The 15549-nt window shown below is 66.0% G+C and carries 19 protein-coding genes; all 19 read right to left on the reverse strand.

Features of this window, described 5'->3' with window-relative positions; genetic code table 11:
- Window position 1 precedes the first annotated feature (1 nt).
- The 19 genes from HHL13_RS11470 to rpsE all read right to left on the reverse strand — a co-directional run bounded on the left by HHL13_RS11470 (window position 2) and on the right by rpsE (window position 15549).
- Complete coding sequence (locus tag HHL13_RS11470) at window positions 2-631, reverse strand: TIGR02466 family protein (protein ID WP_169555788.1); 630 nt, start codon at window positions 629-631, stop codon at window positions 2-4.
- Between the two features lie 14 nt (window positions 632-645).
- Window positions 646-990, reverse strand: a complete 345-nt coding sequence (locus tag HHL13_RS11475; RefSeq protein WP_169555789.1) for an ArsC family reductase — start codon at window positions 988-990, stop codon at window positions 646-648.
- Window positions 987-1433, reverse strand: a complete 447-nt coding sequence (locus HHL13_RS22525; RefSeq protein WP_346775543.1) for a GNAT family acetyltransferase — start codon at window positions 1431-1433, stop codon at window positions 987-989. Before HHL13_RS22525 ends, HHL13_RS11475 begins: the two co-directional genes overlap by 4 nt.
- Window positions 1403-2035, reverse strand: coding sequence for a hypothetical protein (locus HHL13_RS22530; protein ID WP_240953688.1), 633 nt, complete (start codon window positions 2033-2035; stop codon window positions 1403-1405). The genes HHL13_RS22525 and HHL13_RS22530 overlap by 31 nt, the downstream gene beginning before the upstream one ends.
- A 67-nt stretch (window positions 2036-2102) precedes the next feature.
- Complete coding sequence (guaA, locus tag HHL13_RS11485; RefSeq protein WP_169555791.1) at window positions 2103-3659, reverse strand: glutamine-hydrolyzing GMP synthase; 1557 nt, start codon at window positions 3657-3659, stop codon at window positions 2103-2105.
- Between the two features lie 64 nt (window positions 3660-3723).
- Window positions 3724-5877 carry a prolyl oligopeptidase family serine peptidase gene (locus HHL13_RS11490; protein ID WP_169555792.1) on the reverse strand — a complete coding sequence of 718 codons (2154 nt, stop codon included), beginning with the start codon at window positions 5875-5877 and terminating at the stop codon, window positions 3724-3726.
- Window positions 5878-5989: 112 nt separating this feature from the next.
- Window positions 5990-6148: a hypothetical protein gene (locus HHL13_RS11495; RefSeq protein ID WP_169555793.1), complete on the reverse strand. Its 159-nt coding sequence runs from the start codon at window positions 6146-6148 to the stop codon at window positions 5990-5992.
- A gap of 235 nt (window positions 6149-6383) precedes the next feature.
- The gene (rplQ, locus tag HHL13_RS11500; RefSeq protein ID WP_169555794.1) at window positions 6384-6806 is read right to left on the reverse strand and encodes a 50S ribosomal protein L17; all 423 of its coding nucleotides are present in this window, start codon (window positions 6804-6806) and stop codon (window positions 6384-6386) included.
- Between the two features lie 189 nt (window positions 6807-6995).
- On the reverse strand, window positions 6996-8066 hold the full coding sequence (locus tag HHL13_RS11505; protein ID WP_169555795.1) for a DNA-directed RNA polymerase subunit alpha: 1071 nt from the start codon (window positions 8064-8066) through the stop codon (window positions 6996-6998).
- Between the two features lie 103 nt (window positions 8067-8169).
- Window positions 8170-8559 carry a 30S ribosomal protein S11 gene (gene rpsK / locus HHL13_RS11510; RefSeq protein ID WP_169555796.1) on the reverse strand — a complete coding sequence of 130 codons (390 nt, stop codon included), beginning with the start codon at window positions 8557-8559 and terminating at the stop codon, window positions 8170-8172.
- A gap of 14 nt (window positions 8560-8573) precedes the next feature.
- The gene (gene rpsM, locus HHL13_RS11515; protein ID WP_169555797.1) at window positions 8574-8942 is read right to left on the reverse strand and encodes a 30S ribosomal protein S13; all 369 of its coding nucleotides are present in this window, start codon (window positions 8940-8942) and stop codon (window positions 8574-8576) included.
- A 258-nt stretch (window positions 8943-9200) separates the two neighbouring features.
- Entirely contained in the window at window positions 9201-10550 is a 1350-nt protein-coding gene (locus HHL13_RS11520; protein WP_169555798.1) for a HAMP domain-containing sensor histidine kinase, read from the reverse strand.
- On the reverse strand, window positions 10550-11242 hold the full coding sequence (locus HHL13_RS11525) for a response regulator transcription factor (RefSeq protein ID WP_169555799.1): 693 nt from the start codon (window positions 11240-11242) through the stop codon (window positions 10550-10552). The genes HHL13_RS11520 and HHL13_RS11525 overlap by 1 nt, the downstream gene beginning before the upstream one ends.
- A gap of 190 nt (window positions 11243-11432) precedes the next feature.
- On the reverse strand, window positions 11433-11594 hold the full coding sequence (locus HHL13_RS11530; RefSeq protein WP_169555800.1) for a hypothetical protein: 162 nt from the start codon (window positions 11592-11594) through the stop codon (window positions 11433-11435).
- A gap of 180 nt (window positions 11595-11774) precedes the next feature.
- A complete protein-coding gene (locus HHL13_RS11535; protein WP_169555801.1) occupies window positions 11775-12428 on the reverse strand; it encodes an adenylate kinase in 654 nt (217 codons plus the stop codon).
- 25 nt (window positions 12429-12453) lie between these two features.
- Window positions 12454-13800 carry a preprotein translocase subunit SecY gene (secY, locus tag HHL13_RS11540; protein WP_169555802.1) on the reverse strand — a complete coding sequence of 449 codons (1347 nt, stop codon included), beginning with the start codon at window positions 13798-13800 and terminating at the stop codon, window positions 12454-12456.
- Window positions 13801-13979: 179 nt separating this feature from the next.
- Window positions 13980-14522 carry a 50S ribosomal protein L15 gene (gene rplO / locus HHL13_RS11545; RefSeq protein WP_169555803.1) on the reverse strand — a complete coding sequence of 181 codons (543 nt, stop codon included), beginning with the start codon at window positions 14520-14522 and terminating at the stop codon, window positions 13980-13982.
- A gap of 130 nt (window positions 14523-14652) precedes the next feature.
- Window positions 14653-14829, reverse strand: a complete 177-nt coding sequence (rpmD, locus tag HHL13_RS11550) for a 50S ribosomal protein L30 (RefSeq protein ID WP_169555804.1) — start codon at window positions 14827-14829, stop codon at window positions 14653-14655.
- Between the two features lie 6 nt (window positions 14830-14835).
- Window positions 14836-15549: a 30S ribosomal protein S5 gene (rpsE, locus tag HHL13_RS11555; protein ID WP_169555805.1), complete on the reverse strand. Its 714-nt coding sequence runs from the start codon at window positions 15547-15549 to the stop codon at window positions 14836-14838.

A 15549-nucleotide genomic window follows, 5' to 3' on the forward strand; every position in this document is an offset into this window, starting at 1 on the left:
CTCACTTCACATAGAGGTTCATCGCGATCGAAATCCGCTCCCCGCCGCCCAGATAGGGCCGCACGCCGTGGCGCATCCAGGCGGGGAACAGCACCAGGTCGCCACGCTTCGGCGCGATGCGATGCTCGGTATCCTGCGGCGCGCCGTCCGCGCCGATCGCGCGGAAGCCGGGCCAGGTCATCTGCGGCAGCGGGAAGCGCGGATCCTCAAGATACAGCTCGCCGCCCTGCCCCGGCTCGCCGGTCGCGACATAATAGACCGCCGCCCACAGCACGCCGGGATGGGCATGGCTCATGTTCAGCGCGCCGGGCGGCGATACGTTCGCCCACATCCGCACCGACCACTCAGGCTCGCGTCCGTCGAACCGCGACATGCGTTTCGCCATCTTCACCGCGATGTCCGCCAGCTTCGCCGCCGCTGCGCCGCCCCAGTCGAGCATATCGGTCTTGGAATGCCAGCCGCCGACATTGGAGCGGCTGATCCCGGCCTCGCTCGCCTGCCGCTCGCGAATGACGGTCTCCAGCGCCGCGGTCATCGGCTCGGCATCGGCCAGATGGCCATGAAGGATGGTCGTCTCGAACAGCCCATGCTGCTCGGCCCGCACCCGGATCGCGGCGAAATCGTCGGCCATCGGGCTATCGCCTCCTAGAGCAGGGCGCGGGCGTAGATCTCGGGCTTGAAGCCGATCAGCACGCCGCCCGGAAACTCCAGCACCGGCCGCTTGATCATCGACGGCTGCTCAAGCATCAGCTCGACCGCCTTGGCTTGGTCGACGCTCGCCCGCACATCGTCGGGCAGCTTTTTGAAGGTTGTCCCGGCTCGGTTGAGCACCGTCTCCCACCCCGCCGCCTCGATCCATTTCAGCAAGCGGGCGCGGTCGGCACCTTCCTTCTTATAGTCATGGAAAGTGTAGGCGACCTTGTGCTCGTCCAGCCAGACGAACGCCTTCTTCATCGTGTCGCAGTTCTTGATGCCGTGGATCGCGATCATTCGTCCTCCTTGCCGAGAAACCGGCCGAGCGTCACCACCTTTTGCCGCTCCAGCCCCAGCGCGGCGTAGAAACCGAGCGCAGCGTCATTGTCCTCGCGCACCATCAGCTGGATCTTGGGAACGCCGCGCTCGCGCAGCCAGCCTTCCGCGGCAGTCATCATCGTGCGCCCCAGCCCCTCGCGCTGCCGCTCCGGCGCCACGGCGAGATAATAGACCCAGCCGCGATGCCCGTCGAAGCCGACCATGACCGACGCCGCGATCGCATTGCCGTCCCGCGCCACCAGCACCGTGGACGTCGCCGTGGCCATCGCCAGCGCATAGTCGCTCGCCGGATCGTTCCACGGCCGCGTCAGCCCGCACGCGCGCCACAGCGCGATCACCGCATCGGCATCGTCGACGCTCGCCGCGCCGGTCACCGGAACTGACAGATCGACCCCGCCCACAGATGCTCCACCTTGCCGTCGGGCGCGTCGGCGCTGAGCAGGCCGCCAAGCCCGCCCGCTGCGAACTCGGTCCCCAGCGTGCTCTCTTCCACCGTGACCGCCGTCACGTCGCGCATCTGCTTCAGCGTCGATCCGATGCCGATCCCGGCCGCAGTCGCATAAGGCCCCTTGTCGCGGCCATCGAGGTCCCAGCCGACGAACTTGCCGTCCTGGAACGACAGCGAAAGCCCGCCCTTGAAATCGGCGAAGTCGAGCGGCCCCTGCCCGCATTCCTCGTTACGGCCGGTATCGGTCGGCTTGCCCAGCGCGGCGATCACCATCGGCACCACCACATCGCGCGCCATGCCGAAGGTCGCGTGTCGCGCGCTGCCGCCCGAAGCGACCAGCGAGAGGCCGTCGGGCGCAAGGTTCAGCGCGGGCGCGGCGGTCTCGGCGCTATTCCCCGCGACCGCGTTTTCGGTGACCGTATCGTTCGCGGGGACGACAAATTCCGCGCCATTGTCGGTCTCGACCAAGGTAACGACGTTCGTGCCCTCGTCCGCGCCGCCGCAACCCGAAAGTAGCGCCAGCGCCGCAAAGCTTGCCAGTAGATGCCTGCTCATGGTGCGATCCCCCTCACCTGCCCACCCGCAGCCTCTCATCTCTGCGGGGGCGGCGCAATCGGGATCGTCACTCCCACTCGATCGTGCCGGGTGGCTTCGACGTATAGTCGTAGGTCACCCGGTTGATGCCCTTCACCTCGTTGATGATCCGCGTCGCGCAGCGGGCAAGGAAGCCGCCGGGATATTCGTACGCGACCGCGGTCATCCCGTCGGTCGAGGTCACCGCCCTCAGCGCCAGCACCGAATCATAGGTCCGCCCGTCGCCCATCACGCCGACGCTGCGCACCGGCAGCAGCACCGCAAAGGCCTGCCAGATCGCGTCGTACAGGCCCGCGTTGCGGATCTCGTCGAGATAGATCGCATCGGCCTTGCGCAGGATGTCGCACCGTTCCTTGGTCACTTCGCCCGGAATGCGGATCGCGAGGCCCGGTCCCGGGAAGGGGTGACGACCGACGAAGATGTCCGGCAGGCCCAGTTCGCGGCCCAGCGCGCGGACTTCGTCCTTGAACAGCTCGCGCAGCGGCTCGACCAGCTTCATGTTCATCCGCTCGGGCAGGCCGCCGACATTGTGGTGGCTCTTGATCGTCACCGAAGGGCCGCCGGTGAAGCTGACGCTTTCGATCACGTCGGGGTACAGCGTCCCCTGCGCGAGGAAATCCGCGCCGCCGATCTTCTTCGCTTCGTCCTCGAACACTTCGATGAAGGTCTTGCCGATGAACTTGCGCTTGGCTTCGGGATCGGTGACCCCGGCAAGGCCGCTCAGGAACAAAGTCTCGGCGTTCACATGGACCAGCGGGATATTGTAATGGCCGCGGAACAGGCTGACGACCTGATCGGCTTCGCCTGCGCGCATCAGGCCGTGATCGACGAACACGCAGGTCAGCTGGCTGCCGATCGCTTCATGGATCAGAACGGCCGCGACCGCGCTGTCGACGCCGCCGGAGAGGCCGCAGATCACCCGGCCCTCGCCCACCTGATCGCGGATTTCCTTGATCTTGGCGGCGCGGAACTCGGCCATCGTCCATTCGCCGCTGAGACCGCAGACATGACGGACGAAATTGGCGAGGAAGCGCGCGCCGTCAGGCGTGTGGACCACCTCGGGGTGGAACTGCGTCGCGTAATAGCGCCGCGCATCGTCGGCCACGACTGCGAAGGGCGATCCCGGGCTGGTCGCGACGGGGCGGAAGCCCGGCGCCAGTTCGGTCACCTTGTCGCCGTGGCTCATCCACACCTGATGCGTCTCGCCGGTCCGCCACAGCCCGTCGAACAACACGCAATCGTCCTGGATCTCGATGAATGCGCTGCCGAACTCGCCGCTGTCGCCCAGCCGCACGGTACCGCCCAGCTGCTCCATCATCACCTGCTGGCCATAGCAGATGCCTAGGATCGGAAGGCCTGAGTCGAAAATCGCCTGCGGCACGCGCGGGCTGCCGTCGTCGAGGACGGAGGCGGGCGAGCCGGAAAGGATGATGCCCTTTGGCTGCATCCGTTCGAACGCCTCGGCGGCGGCGTTGAAGGGTGCGATCTCGCTATAGACGCCCGCTTCGCGCACGCGGCGTGCGATCAGCTGGGTGACCTGACTGCCAAAGTCGACGATGAGGATGGAATCGGCATGATGGTTCATGCCCGACGCGCCTAGCAGATGAAGGCGGAAAGGGAAGGGGCGTTGAGCCCCTTCCCCTGTCCAATCAGCGCTTCTTCACTTCGAGGCCGGTCCAGCGGGCCGCGAATGCGTACAGATCCGAGGCTTCCTCGATGATCTTGTCGGTCGGCTTGCCCGATCCGTGGCCGGCACGGGTTTCGATGCGGACGAGGTGCGGCTTGTCGCCGATATCGGCGGCCTGGAGGGCGGCCGTGTATTTGAAGGTGTGGCCGGGGACCACGCGGTCGTCGGTGTCCGCGGTGGTCGCCAGGATCGCGGGGTAATTCCGGCCGCCCTTGATGTTGTGATAGGGCGAATAGCTCCACAGCGTGCGGAAATCGGCTTCCTTGTTCGGATAGCCGTAATCGTCGACCCAATAGCGGCCGGCGGTCCAGCGATCGAAGCGGAGCATGTCCATCACGCCCACCGCGGGCAGCGCCGCCGCGAACAGGTCGGGTCGCTGATTGACCACCGCGCCGACCAGCAGGCCGCCGTTCGAGCCGCCCTGGATCGCCAGCTGGTCCTTGCCGGTGATGCCTTCGCGGATCAGATATTCGCCCGCGCCGATGAAGTCGTCGAACACGTTCTGCTTGTTCTGCAGGCGGCCGCCATCGTGCCACGCCTTGCCATATTCGCCGCCGCCGCGAATGTTGGCGAGGACGAACACGCCGCCCTGCTCCATCCATGCGACGCGCGAAGCCGAGAAGCTGGGCGTGTACGAGATGTTGAACCCGCCATAGGCCCAGAGCAATGTCGGCGCCGGACCGGTCGTGTTCTTGTGCCGGACGACGAACATCGGAACCTTCGTTCCGTCCTTCGACGTGAAGAAGCGCTGCTCGACCTTATAATCGGCCGGGTTGAACGCGACCTTGGGCTGCGCCCAGACCGTCGCCTTCCCCGTCGCGACATCATAGCGATATACGGTGGTCGGCGCGTTGAAGCTGGTGAAGCTGAAGAAGGTCTCGGGATCCTTCTGGTCACCGCCAAAGCCGCTCGCGGTGCCGATGCCCGGCAGCTTCACAATGCCGTCGGCCTTGCCGGCCAGCGTATAGCGGCGAACCTCGGTCTTGGCGTCGACCAGATAGGACAGGACCAACCGCCCGCCGACGATCGTTGCGCTACCCAGCGTCGCCGGGCTCTCGGGAACGATTTCCTTCGGCGCCAGGTCGGCCGAAGCGATGTCGATCGAAACGACGCGCTGGCGCGGCGCGCCGGCATCGGTCGAGAAATAGAAGACGCTGCCTTCGTTGCCGATCGCGGACCAGTCGTTCTTCAGCTCGGGGATGATCGCCTTGGGCTTCCACGCGGGATCGCTCAGGTCGATGATATGGACCATGTTCTTGTTGTCGGTGCCCTCGCTGGTGCTGATCACCAGATAGCGCCCGTCATCGGTGATGCCCGCATAATGGCCGAGCTTCGGCTTGTCGGGCGTCGCATAGACCAGCCGGTCCTCGCTCTGCGGCGTGCCGAGCTTGTGGAAATAGACGCGATGATTGTCGCTGAGCGCGGTGTATTTCGCGTCCGCGGGCGGCTCGGGATAGCGCGAGTAGAAGAAGCCCGAGCCGTCCTTCGCCCAGCTCGCGCCCATCGTGTATTTGGCCCAGCTGACTTCGTCGCTCATCTCCTTGCCGGTGGCGAGGTCGATCACCTTGATCGTGCGCCAGTCGGTGCCGCCGTCCTGGATCGAGTAAATGAGGTGCTTGCCGTCATCCGAGGGCAGCCATTCGGCCAGCGCGGTCGCGCCGTCCTTCGACCAGCCGTTCGGGTCGATCAGGATGCGGCCCGGGCCGTCGATCGTGTCGCGGACCCACAGCACGGCCTGATTCTGCAGGCCGCTATTGTGCATGTAGAAATAGCGTCCGCCCTTCTTCGTGGGCGCGCCGAAACGCTCATAGTCGAACAGCTGCTTGATGCGCCCGGCGAACAGGTTGCGGCCCGGCAGGGTGGCGAGATAGGCGTCGGTCACCCGGTTCTCGGCAGCGACCCAGTCGGCCACTTCCTTGTCGTTGCGCACGTCGTTCTCGAGCCAGCGATAGGGATCGGCCACCTTCACGCCGAACTGCTCCTCCACCACATCGACGCGGCGGGTCTGCGGATAGGCGATCTTGGGCATGCTGGCGTTGGTCTCCGGGGCAGTCTGGGCGATGGCGGGCGAGGTCGTGACGAGAAGCAGCGGGATCAGCGTGGATACGCGGCGCATTGGGGCCTCCGATTTAGGGATGACCCATCCTAGGAAGGCCGGGCGAACGACTCAACTGCCTGTGTGGGAGTTTCCATGCAGGCCACACGCCGCCGACGAGCCAATGCCGCGATCAGGCGATGCCGATGCCGGTCTGGGGCACGGCCCACAGCATCACCGCCAGCGGCAGCAGCGCGAAGCCGATCGCGCTGGTCGCGCCCAGCAGCGGAGTGCCGGTGCGGCGCTGGGGATGGACGGTCCGCGGATAGGCGGCGGACTGACGGGTCTTCATCTTCATACTCCCTGACCGGCGATATCGGCCGGCACGGCACGGTTCGCAGGGATCGTGCCACGTGCCGGAAACGGCCGAAAAGCGTGGCATCCCGCTCAGGGAGATAAATGGGGATTGGCGGCCCGCACCAAGGATCAGGAAATCTTGCGGACCCGAAACAAAGACTGGGTCTTGAAACAAAAAGGCGGCCGCACCGGAGTGCGACCGCCTTTTGAAAGCCGGATCGGCGAAGCGCTTACGCGGCTTCGTCGAAATCCTCGTCGTTCAGGACCGGACCCGAATCCTGACCCTTGGCCGAAACGTCGCGATCGACGAACTCGATGATCGCCATCTGCGCCGCGTCCGAAGCACGCGGGCCGGCCTTGACGATGCGGGTATAGCCGCCGTTACGGTCGGCGTAGCGCGAGGCCAGCACGTCGAACAGCTTGGTCAGCTGCGCATCGTCGAGCAGACGGGCATGGGCCAGACGGCGGTTCGACAGGCCACCCTTCTTCGCGAGCGTGATCAGCTTCTCCACGTACGGACGAAGCTCCTTCGCCTTGGCGAGGGTCGTGGTGATCTGCTCGTGCTTGATGAGCGCGGCGCTCTGGTTGCGGAACAGGGCGATACGGTGAGCCGAAGTACGCTGAAGCTTACGGCCGCCAACCTTATGACGCATGTGTCTTTCCTTCGTTCGTTAAGGGGCCGTCTGACGGAACCCCAGACCAGGCGGTGCGAAACGGGCCACCGCCCAAAACCCTTTTATGAGCCAGCCCGCCGCGGCGAAGCCGCGTCGTCAGTCGGGACCTTCGGCCCCGCTGGCCGGGCTGTCGCTGTCTCCGGGTTAGCGGCGCTAACCCGGTGCAGCTCAGCCCATGATTTCCTGCTCGAGCTTCTTGGCCATCTCTTCGATGTTCTCGGGCGGCCAGCCGGGGATTTCCATGCCGAGACGGAGACCCATCGACGAAAGCACTTCCTTGATCTCGTTGAGCGACTTGCGGCCGAAGTTCGGCGTGCGCAGCATCTCGGCTTCGGTCTTCTGGACCAGATCGCCGATATAGATGATGTTGTCGTTCTTGAGGCAGTTGGCCGAACGCACCGACAGTTCGAGCTCGTCGACCTTCTTGAGAAGGTAACGATTGATCTGCGCGGTATCGCCTGCGCCGCCTTCCGAAGCCGCGGCAGCCGGAGCCGCCATGCCGATCGGAGCCGAGCGAGTGATCGCCGAATCGTCGAAGTGGACGAACAGCGCCAGCTGGTCCTGGAGGATGCGCGCCGCGTAGGCGATCGCGTCTTCCGGAGTGATGGTGCCGTCGGTTTCGACCGAGAGCGTCAGCTTGTCGTAATCGAGTTCCTGACCGACGCGGGTATTCTCGACCTTGTACGAAACCTGGCGAACCGGGCTGTACAGGGCGTCGACCGGGATCAGGCCGATCGGAGCGTCCGCCGGACGGTTCGACGCGGCGGGGACATAGCCCTTACCGGTGTCGGCGGTCAGCTCCATGTTGAGCGTCGCGCCGTCGTCGAGATGGCACAGCACCAGATCGGGGTTCATCACTTCGATGTCGCCCGAAACGGCGATGTCGCCGGCCTTCACTTCAGCCGGGCCGGTCGCCGAAAGCTGGAGACGCTTCGGGCCTTCGCCCTGCATCTTGAGCGCGATCTGCTTGACGTTCAGAACGATGTCGGTGACGTCTTCACGCACGCCGGCGAGGCTCGAGAACTCGTGCAGCACGTTCTCGATCTTGATCGACGTGACAGCGGCGCCCTGAAGCGACGAGAGCAGCACGCGGCGCAGCGCATTGCCGAGCGTCAGGCCGAAACCGCGCTCGAGCGGCTCGGCGACGAAGGTCGACTTGCGCTTGGGATCGCCGCCGGGCTTCTTTTCGAGGCCGTTGGGCTTCTTGAGTTCCTGCCAGTTCTTGGAATTGACGGACACTGGGCTTTCCCTCTGGTTGGGCGGGGCTGGAGCTACCCCACCGAAAAATCAGCCGAAACGGGCCGGACTCGCTCCCGAGCCCGTACCCGCTACGGAAAGACGGTCAGACGCGACGGCGCTTGGACGGACGAACGCCGTTGTGCGGGATCGGCGTCACGTCGCGGATCGACGTGATCTGGAACCCGACCGCCTGCAGCGCGCGAAGCGCCGACTCGCGGCCCGAACCCGGACCCTTCACTTCGACTTCGAGCGTGCGGACGCCATGCTCGGCGGCCTTCTTGCCCGCGTCTTCCGCTGCGACCTGGGCCGCATACGGGGTCGACTTGCGCGAGCCCTTGAAGCCCATCATGCCTGCCGACGACCACGAGATCGCGTTGCCCTGGGCATCGGTGATCGTGATCATGGTGTTGTTGAAGCTGGCGTTCACATGGGCGACGCCTGCGGTGATGTTCTTGCGTTCGCGACGGCGAAGACGCTGCGGTTCACGTGCCATTGTTCAGCGCTCCCTTACTTCTTCTTGCCGGCGATCGGCTTCGCCTTGCCCTTGCGGGTACGGGCGTTGGTGTGGGTGCGCTGGCCACGGACCGGCAGGCCCTTGCGGTGACGCAGGCCGCGGTAGCAGGCCAGATCCATCAGACGCTTGATGTTCATCGCGGTCTCGCGACGAAGATCGCCTTCCACGGTGTAGGTGGCGTCGATCGTTTCACGGATCTGCAGCACTTCCTGGTCGCTCAGGTCCTGCACGCGACGCTCGCTGGCGATGCCCAGCTTGTCGGTGATTTCCTTGGCCTTCGCCGGACCGATGCCGTGGATATACTGAAGCGCGATGATTACGCGCTTGTTGGTCGGGATGTTTACACCCGCAATACGTGCCATGAAATTATTCTCCCAGCTCCACGAGCGACCGCATGGCTGCTGGCCCCTCATCTCAACGCGTTGATCCAAAACGCACGATAGGCGGCACGCGCTCATAGCGCTGCCGGTCCACCGGGGTTTCGGAAGATGGGCGACATATGCAGCCACGCCGATGCTGTCAAGCACCGCCGCTGCACTTCGCTCGGAAGCGGAGACATATACCTTTCCGGGAGTCGTGCCAAGCACGGGATTCGGCGGAATAGCGCGGTTTCGGGACGCTCAGGCCGGAAGCGGCAGGACCAGCATCGCAACCAGCCCCGGGGCGTTGTCGCCCAGTTCGAGCCGCCCGCCATGCAGCCGGGCGACCGCATCGGCCAGCGCGAGCCCGAGTCCCGCCCCCGGCAGGCTGCGCGCGCGGTCGAGTCGGCCGAATCGGCGCAACGCTTCCGCCCGATCGGCCTCCGCGATGCCCGCACCGCTGTCCGCGACCGAAAGGCACAGGCCGGCGGCTTCGACCGTCATGCCCAGGACGATACGCCCCCCGTCGGCGCCGTGACGCATCGCATTGTCGATCAGATTGGCCAGCGCCTGGCTGAGCAGTTCGCGGTGCAACGGAACCGGTATGGACGGCCGTGAGCCGATGACCGTTTCGAAGGCCAGCCCGGCCTCCTCCGCCGCGGGCTCGTAAAGATCGGCCAGCGCCTCGATCAGCGTGGCGGGATCGGTGGGCGCGAAGGCGTCGCGCCCCGCCGCTTCGGTGCGGCTTATCTCGAGCAGGACCGACAGCATCCGCGTGACGAGATCGGTTTCGGTCATCAGCCCGGCAAGCGCTGCCTCGCGCTGGACCGGATCCTCGGTCGTGACCGCGGTTTCGGCGCGGGCGCGGAGGCGGGCGATGGGCGAGCGGAGATCGTGCGCGATGCTGTCGGTCACGACGCGCAGTTCGCCCATCAGCCGGTCGATGCGATCGAGCATCCCGTTGATGCGGTATGCCAGCCGGTCGAAGGCGTCGCGTCCGGACGCAGGCACGCGCCGGGTAAGGTCGCCGGCAGCGACCGCATCGACGGTGCCCGCGATGCGATCGAGGCGGCGCGAAACATAGCGCGCGAGCAGCAGCCCGCCGAGGATCCCGAGCACCACCGCGATCAGCACCGCGAGCAGCAGTGCGCGTTCGATGGTGCGCTGGGCTCGTTCCCAATCGTCGAGCAGCCGCCCGCCGACCAGATAGTCGCGCCCGATCTGGCGGACCACGACCCCCGCTTCCTGCGCCGCCCAGTCGCCGCTGGCTCCGATCCGCCCGATGCGGAAGGGGCCCCGCCCCTCCGGCAGATCGATCGTCACCTTGTCGGGGCCGATCCCGGCGATGCGGACGCCCTGCGCATCGACCACTTCGGCGATCAGCGTGTCGTCGCCTTCTCGCGCCGCCGCAACCGCCCGCTCGACCGCGGGCACACCGCCCGAGCGCCACGCCGCGAACAGCGTGTCGACCTGTTCGTTCGCGTCGCGCCGCAGCGCACCGATCGCGTCGTCATGGGTCTGCTGCCAGACGAACCCGGCCAGGGTGAGCGACGAGATCAGCGCCAGCCCGATCGCGAGCAGGGCGAGCCGCGCGGTGAAGGAAAGGCGCATCAGCCCTCGGGCGCCAGCCGGTAGCCCGCGCCGCGCACCGTGTGGAGGATCGGCGTGGCGAAGCCTTCCTCGATCTTGCGGCGCAGGCGGCTCATATGGACGTCGACCACGTTCGATCCGGGGTCGAAATGATAGTTCCAGATCTTCTCGATCATCATCGTGCGGGTCACCACCTGCCCCGCATTGCGCGCGAGATATTCGAGCAGGTTGAACTCGCGGCTCCCCAGCGGGATCGCTCGCCCCTGCCGGCTGACGGTGCGGCCGAGCAGGTCGATCTCCAGATCGCCGACGACCAGCCGGGTCACCTGCACCTCCGCCGCCCGGCGTTCCTCGCGGCGGAGCAGGGCCTCGATTCGGGCGAGCAGTTCGGCGAAGGAGAAGGGCTTGGCGAGATAGTCGTCCGCGCCGGCATGGAGGCCGTCGATCCGGTCGTCGACCGCACCGAGCGCGGACAGCACCAGCGCCGGGGTGCGGATACCGGCGGCGCGCACCGCGCCGATCATCGCGAGCCCGTCGAGCCCCGGCAGCATCCGGTCGACGATCATCGCATCGAATATGCCTTCGCTGGCAAGGAACAGGCCGTCGCGGCCATTGGCGGCGATCTCCACCGAGAAGCCGGCCTCGCCCAGTCCCTTGGCGAGATAGGCCGCAGCCGCGCCGTCATCTTCGACGATCAGAATCTTGCGGGTCATCGCTGCTCGGCTCCGCTGGGGCGGTACGGCCCGCTCCCCCGCCCGGCCACCCATAGGTTACTTCCGCTGGGTGACCGGGCGGGGGAGCGGGCCGGCGCCGAACGACAGAGGTAATACGCAAGGCGGCCGGCGGAAAGGGGATCCCGCCGGCCGCGCCATCTCCCAGGGGCAAGGGGGAGAGGATGCGAGGTCAGTCGGTCTTCTTCTCGGTCTTCGATGCCTTGGCCGGCTTGGCAGCCTTGGTCTTGTGGACCTTCGCGGTCTTCGCGGGGTGGGTGCCGGTAGCGGCCATTGCCGGCGCGGCGATCAGCGCGGCTGCGGCGAGGACGGGAGCGATGAAACGAACCTTCATGATGCGATCTCCGTAACGGCCGGCAATGCGTCGGTCCGTTGAGATGCTTCTACGCCGCCCCGCCCCGGTGATTCGGTGACGGCGGGATGAAATGTTTTTCATGTTCGGGCGCGGGACCGCGGATACGAAAAGGGCGCCTCCGTTGCCGGAGGCGCCCCTTCGAATTTCCCGACAGAGCCCTCAGGCCCTGCCGTCGAGGATCGCTTCGATCGCCACGGTCACCTCGCCGATATCGGCCATGCCGTCGACGCGGCTGACGATGCCGCGCGCTTCGTAGATCGGCAGGATCGGCGCGGTCTTGGCGCGATATTCCGCCATGCGCGTGCGCACGGTTTCCTCGTTATCGTCGGGACGGCGCTTGAACTCGTGATTGCCGCACACGTCGCACGTATCGGCCACCGCGGGCAGCTTGAACTTGTCGTGGTAGTTCGCACCGCACTTCGCGCAGCTGAAGCGGCCGGTGATGCGCTCGACCAGCGCATCCTCGTCCACAGCCAGTTCGATCACATGATCGAGATGCCGGCCATGCGCTTCGAGGATCGCGTCGAGCGACGCGGCCTGGGGCGCGGTGCGCGGATAGCCGTCGAAGATCGTGCCCTGCTCCGCCGACAGTGTCGCGAGGCGATCGTCGATCAGCGCCGAGACGATCTCGTCGGAAACGAGCGCGCCAGAATCCATCACGGCCGCGACCTGATGACCGAGAGGCGTATCGGCCGTGCGCGCCGCCCGCAGCATGTCGCCGGTGGAAAGCTGGACCATGCCCCGGTCCGCTTCCAGACGGCTCGCCTGGGTGCCCTTGCCGGCTCCAGGCGGGCCCAACAGGATGATGTTCAAAGCACTCTCCCCTTACGCCCGCTGATTAGCGCTGACGTCCCTTGAGCTTCGCCTTCTTGATCAGGTCGCCATACTGGTGCGCCAGCAAGTGCGACTGGATCTGCGTCACCGTGTCCATCGTCACGTTCACGACGATGAGCAGGCTGGTGCCGCCCATCAGGAACGGGATGCCCAGCTGGGCGAACGCCCATTCCGGCACCAGGCAGATCGCGGTCAGATACAGCGCGCCGATCACGGTGATGCGCGTCAGCACATAATCGAAGTAGGCTTCGGTATTCTTGCCCGGACGGATGCCCGGAATGAACCCGCCATAGCGCTTCAGATTGTCGGCCGTCTCCTCGGGATTGAACACCACGGCGGTGTAGAAGAACGAGAAGAAGATGATGCCGAAGCCATACAGCAGCATGTAGATCGTCGAACCGTGACGCAGGTTCGCGTTGAGCCAGACCAGAGTCTCGCCCCACAGCGTCTCGGTGTTGGTCGGCGTGCCGGTGAACTGCACGATCGTCAGCGGCAGCAGCAGCAGCGACGAGGCGAAGATCGGCGGAATCACGCCCGCGGTGTTCAGCTTGAGCGGCAGATGGCTGCGCTCGGCCTGTACGCCGCGCGCGGTCTGGCGCTTGGGATACTGGATCAGGATGCGACGCTGGGCGCGCTCCATGAAGCAGATGAACAGAACGATCGCGACGACGACGAAGATGATGCTCAGCAGCACCAGCGCGTCGATCGAGCCGGTACGGCCCTGCTCGAACAGCTGGATCATCGTTTGCGGCAGGCGGGCGACGATGCCCGCCATGATGATCAGCGAGATGCCGTTGCCGATGCCGCGCGCCGTGATCTGCTCGCCGATCCACATCAGGAACAGCGTGCCGCCGACAAGGCTGACCACCGCGCCGATGCGGAACATGATGCCCGGATCGATCACGGCCGAGCCTGCGGACTCGAGGCCCGTGGCAATGAACCAGCCCTGGACGATGGTGAGCGCCACGGTGCCGTAGCGGGTATATTGGTTGAGGCGCTTGCGGCCGCTCTCGCCTTCCTTCTTGATCGCGGCGAGCGTCGGCGACAGCGACGTCGCGAGCTGCACGACGATCGAGGCGGTGATGTAGGGCATCACGCCGAGCGCCACGACGGAAGCGCGGTTGAGCGCGCCGCCGGTGAAGTTGTTGAAGAAATCGAGCACGCCGCCCTGCATGCTGTTCGCAAGCAGCTCGAGCTGGGTGGGATCGATACCCGGAATCGGGACGTAGCTGAGCAGCCGGAACACGATCAGAGCGCCGAGGGTGAACCACAGGCGCTTCTTGAGGTCGGTCGCCTGCCCGAACTTGGACAGGCTGATGCTGGATGCGAGTTGGTCGGCTGCGGATGCCATGTGCGTAATCGTCCCGAAACAGAAACGGCGGCGAGCGCTGAAAATCGCCCCCCGCCGCTCATATAGGTACGCTTGCGAGCTTGTCTAACCTCGGAAGCGAAATGTCGCCCGGCCGATGCCGGGCCCCAGCTGCGAGCGGCCCGAAGCTGGCCCCGGCCGAAGCCGGGGAACAGCGCAGGTTACGCCTTCTTGCCGGCGGCCTTCTTGGCGGCAATGACCTTCTGCACCGTGCGGTGCTTGGCCTTGGCCTTCTCGGCAGCCGGAACGATCTCGGGGATCGTCACCGAACCGCCGGCCTTCTGAACCGCTTCGATCGCGCCCTTCGACGCGCCGGCGACCGTGAAGTTCAGCTTCGCCTTCAGTTCGCCCTTGCCGAGCAGGCGCACGCCGTCCTTGCCGCCGCGGGTCAGGCCCGCTGCGTTGAGTTCGGCCTGGGTGATGTCGGTCGCGGTCAGCTTGCCCGAATCGATCGCCTTCTGGATCGCGCCCAGGTTCACCTCGGCATAATCCTTGGCGAAGATGTTGTTGAAGCCGCGCTTCGGGATGCGCATGTGGAGCGGCATCTGGCCGCCCTCGAAACCGTTGATCGAAACGCCCTCGCGGCTGTTCTGGCCCTTCTGACCACGGGCTGCCGTCTTGCCGGCGCCCGAGCCGATGCCACGGCCGACGCGGAAGCGGCTCTTGCGGGCACCCTGGTTGTCGCGGATGTCGTTCAGTTTCATGTGTTGCACTCGCTTTCGCTTTTGTCGCGCTTGGAAGGAAATTGGAAAGGGGGCCGCTTAGCCCCCTCCCCCCAGCTTGTCACTGGTTATCTGTCGCCTGGATTCAGCCGGATGGCTGAAGTTCGGGGCCTTAGCCCTGAACTTCGACCATGTGCTGCACCTTGCGGATCATGCCGCGAACCTCGGGGGTATCCTCGAGCTCCGACACGCGGTGCATCTTGTTGAGGCCCAGGCCGATCAGCGTCGCGCGCTGATCCTTGGTGCGGCGGATCGGCGAACCGGTCTGCTTGATCTTGATCTTCGCCATGTCAGCTTACTCCGCGATCGCTGCGGCATCGGCCTCGGCGGTCTGCGAACCACCACGGCCGAGCAGGTCGGCGATCTTCTTGCCGCGACGCTGCGCAACGCTCTTCGGCGAGGTCTGCTCGCCAAGCGCTTCGAAGGTCGCACGGATCATGTTGTACGGGTTCGACGTGCCGACCGACTTGGTCACCACATCGGCCACGCCCAGCGATTCGAAGACGGCGCGCATCGGGCCGCCCGCGATGATGCCGGTGCCCTGGGGCGCCGAACGAACAGTCACGCGACCGGCACCGAAGTGGCCGTTGCCGTCGTGATGCAGCGTGCGGCCTTCCTTCAGCGGAATGCGGATCATCGCCTTCTTCGCCGAAGCGGTCGCCTTCGAGATGGCTTCCGGCACTTCGCGCGCCTTGCCATGACCGAAGCCGACACGGCCCTTGCCGTCGCCCACGACGACCAGCGCCGCGAAGCCGAAGCGCTTGCCGCCCTTCACCGTCTTCGAGACGCGGTTGATGTGAACCAGCTTCTCGATCAGCTCTTCGCCACCGTCCTCGGCGCCCTGGCCACGACGATCGTCGCGACGGCCACGGTTGCCGTCACGGCCGCCACGGCCACCGCCGCCCGGACCACCACGGCCACGGCCGCCACGCGGGCCACGGCCTTCGGTCGGCTGGCCGGCGTCCTGCGCCTCGACCGGAGCGTCGGTCGTGTTGATTTCATCGGCCAT

This window comes from Sphingomonas sp. G-3-2-10, assembly GCF_012927115.1.
Classification (GTDB): domain Bacteria; phylum Pseudomonadota; class Alphaproteobacteria; order Sphingomonadales; family Sphingomonadaceae; genus Sphingomonas.

What these genes read in the sequence shown, in the direction of transcription:
- rplQ (WP_169555794.1), bottom strand. Translation starts at nt 6,806, where the DNA reads ATGCGTCATAAGGTTGGCGGCCGTAAGCTTCAGCGTACTTCGGCTCAC.
- HHL13_RS11475 (WP_169555789.1), bottom strand. Translation starts at nt 990, where the DNA reads ATGATCGCGATCCACGGCATCAAGAACTGCGACACGATGAAGAAGGCG.
- HHL13_RS11525 (WP_169555799.1), bottom strand. Translation starts at nt 11,242, where the DNA reads ATGACCCGCAAGATTCTGATCGTCGAAGATGACGGCGCGGCTGCGGCC.
- rpmD (WP_169555804.1), bottom strand. Translation starts at nt 14,829, where the DNA reads ATGGCGAAGATCAAGATCAAGCAGACCGGTTCGCCGATCCGCCGCACC.
- rplO (WP_169555803.1), bottom strand. Translation starts at nt 14,522, where the DNA reads ATGAAACTGAACGACATCCGCGACAACCAGGGTGCCCGCAAGAGCCGC.
- HHL13_RS11495 (WP_169555793.1), bottom strand. Translation starts at nt 6,148, where the DNA reads ATGAAGACCCGTCAGTCCGCCGCCTATCCGCGGACCGTCCATCCCCAG.
- guaA (WP_169555791.1), bottom strand. Translation starts at nt 3,659, where the DNA reads ATGAACCATCATGCCGATTCCATCCTCATCGTCGACTTTGGCAGTCAG.
- HHL13_RS11470 (WP_169555788.1), bottom strand. Translation starts at nt 631, where the DNA reads ATGGCCGACGATTTCGCCGCGATCCGGGTGCGGGCCGAGCAGCATGGG.
- rpsK (WP_169555796.1), bottom strand. Translation starts at nt 8,559, where the DNA reads ATGGCACGTGAACCGCAGCGTCTTCGCCGTCGCGAACGCAAGAACATC.
- HHL13_RS11520 (WP_169555798.1), bottom strand. Translation starts at nt 10,550, where the DNA reads ATGCGCCTTTCCTTCACCGCGCGGCTCGCCCTGCTCGCGATCGGGCTG.
- secY (WP_169555802.1), bottom strand. Translation starts at nt 13,800, where the DNA reads ATGGCATCCGCAGCCGACCAACTCGCATCCAGCATCAGCCTGTCCAAG.
- rpsM (WP_169555797.1), bottom strand. Translation starts at nt 8,942, where the DNA reads ATGGCACGTATTGCGGGTGTAAACATCCCGACCAACAAGCGCGTAATC.
- HHL13_RS11530 (WP_169555800.1), bottom strand. Translation starts at nt 11,594, where the DNA reads ATGAAGGTTCGTTTCATCGCTCCCGTCCTCGCCGCAGCCGCGCTGATC.
- HHL13_RS22530 (WP_240953688.1), bottom strand. Translation starts at nt 2,035, where the DNA reads ATGAGCAGGCATCTACTGGCAAGCTTTGCGGCGCTGGCGCTACTTTCG.
- HHL13_RS11490 (WP_169555792.1), bottom strand. Translation starts at nt 5,877, where the DNA reads ATGCGCCGCGTATCCACGCTGATCCCGCTGCTTCTCGTCACGACCTCG.
- rpsE (WP_169555805.1), bottom strand. Translation starts at nt 15,549, where the DNA reads ATGGCCGATGAAATCAACACGACCGACGCTCCGGTCGAGGCGCAGGAC.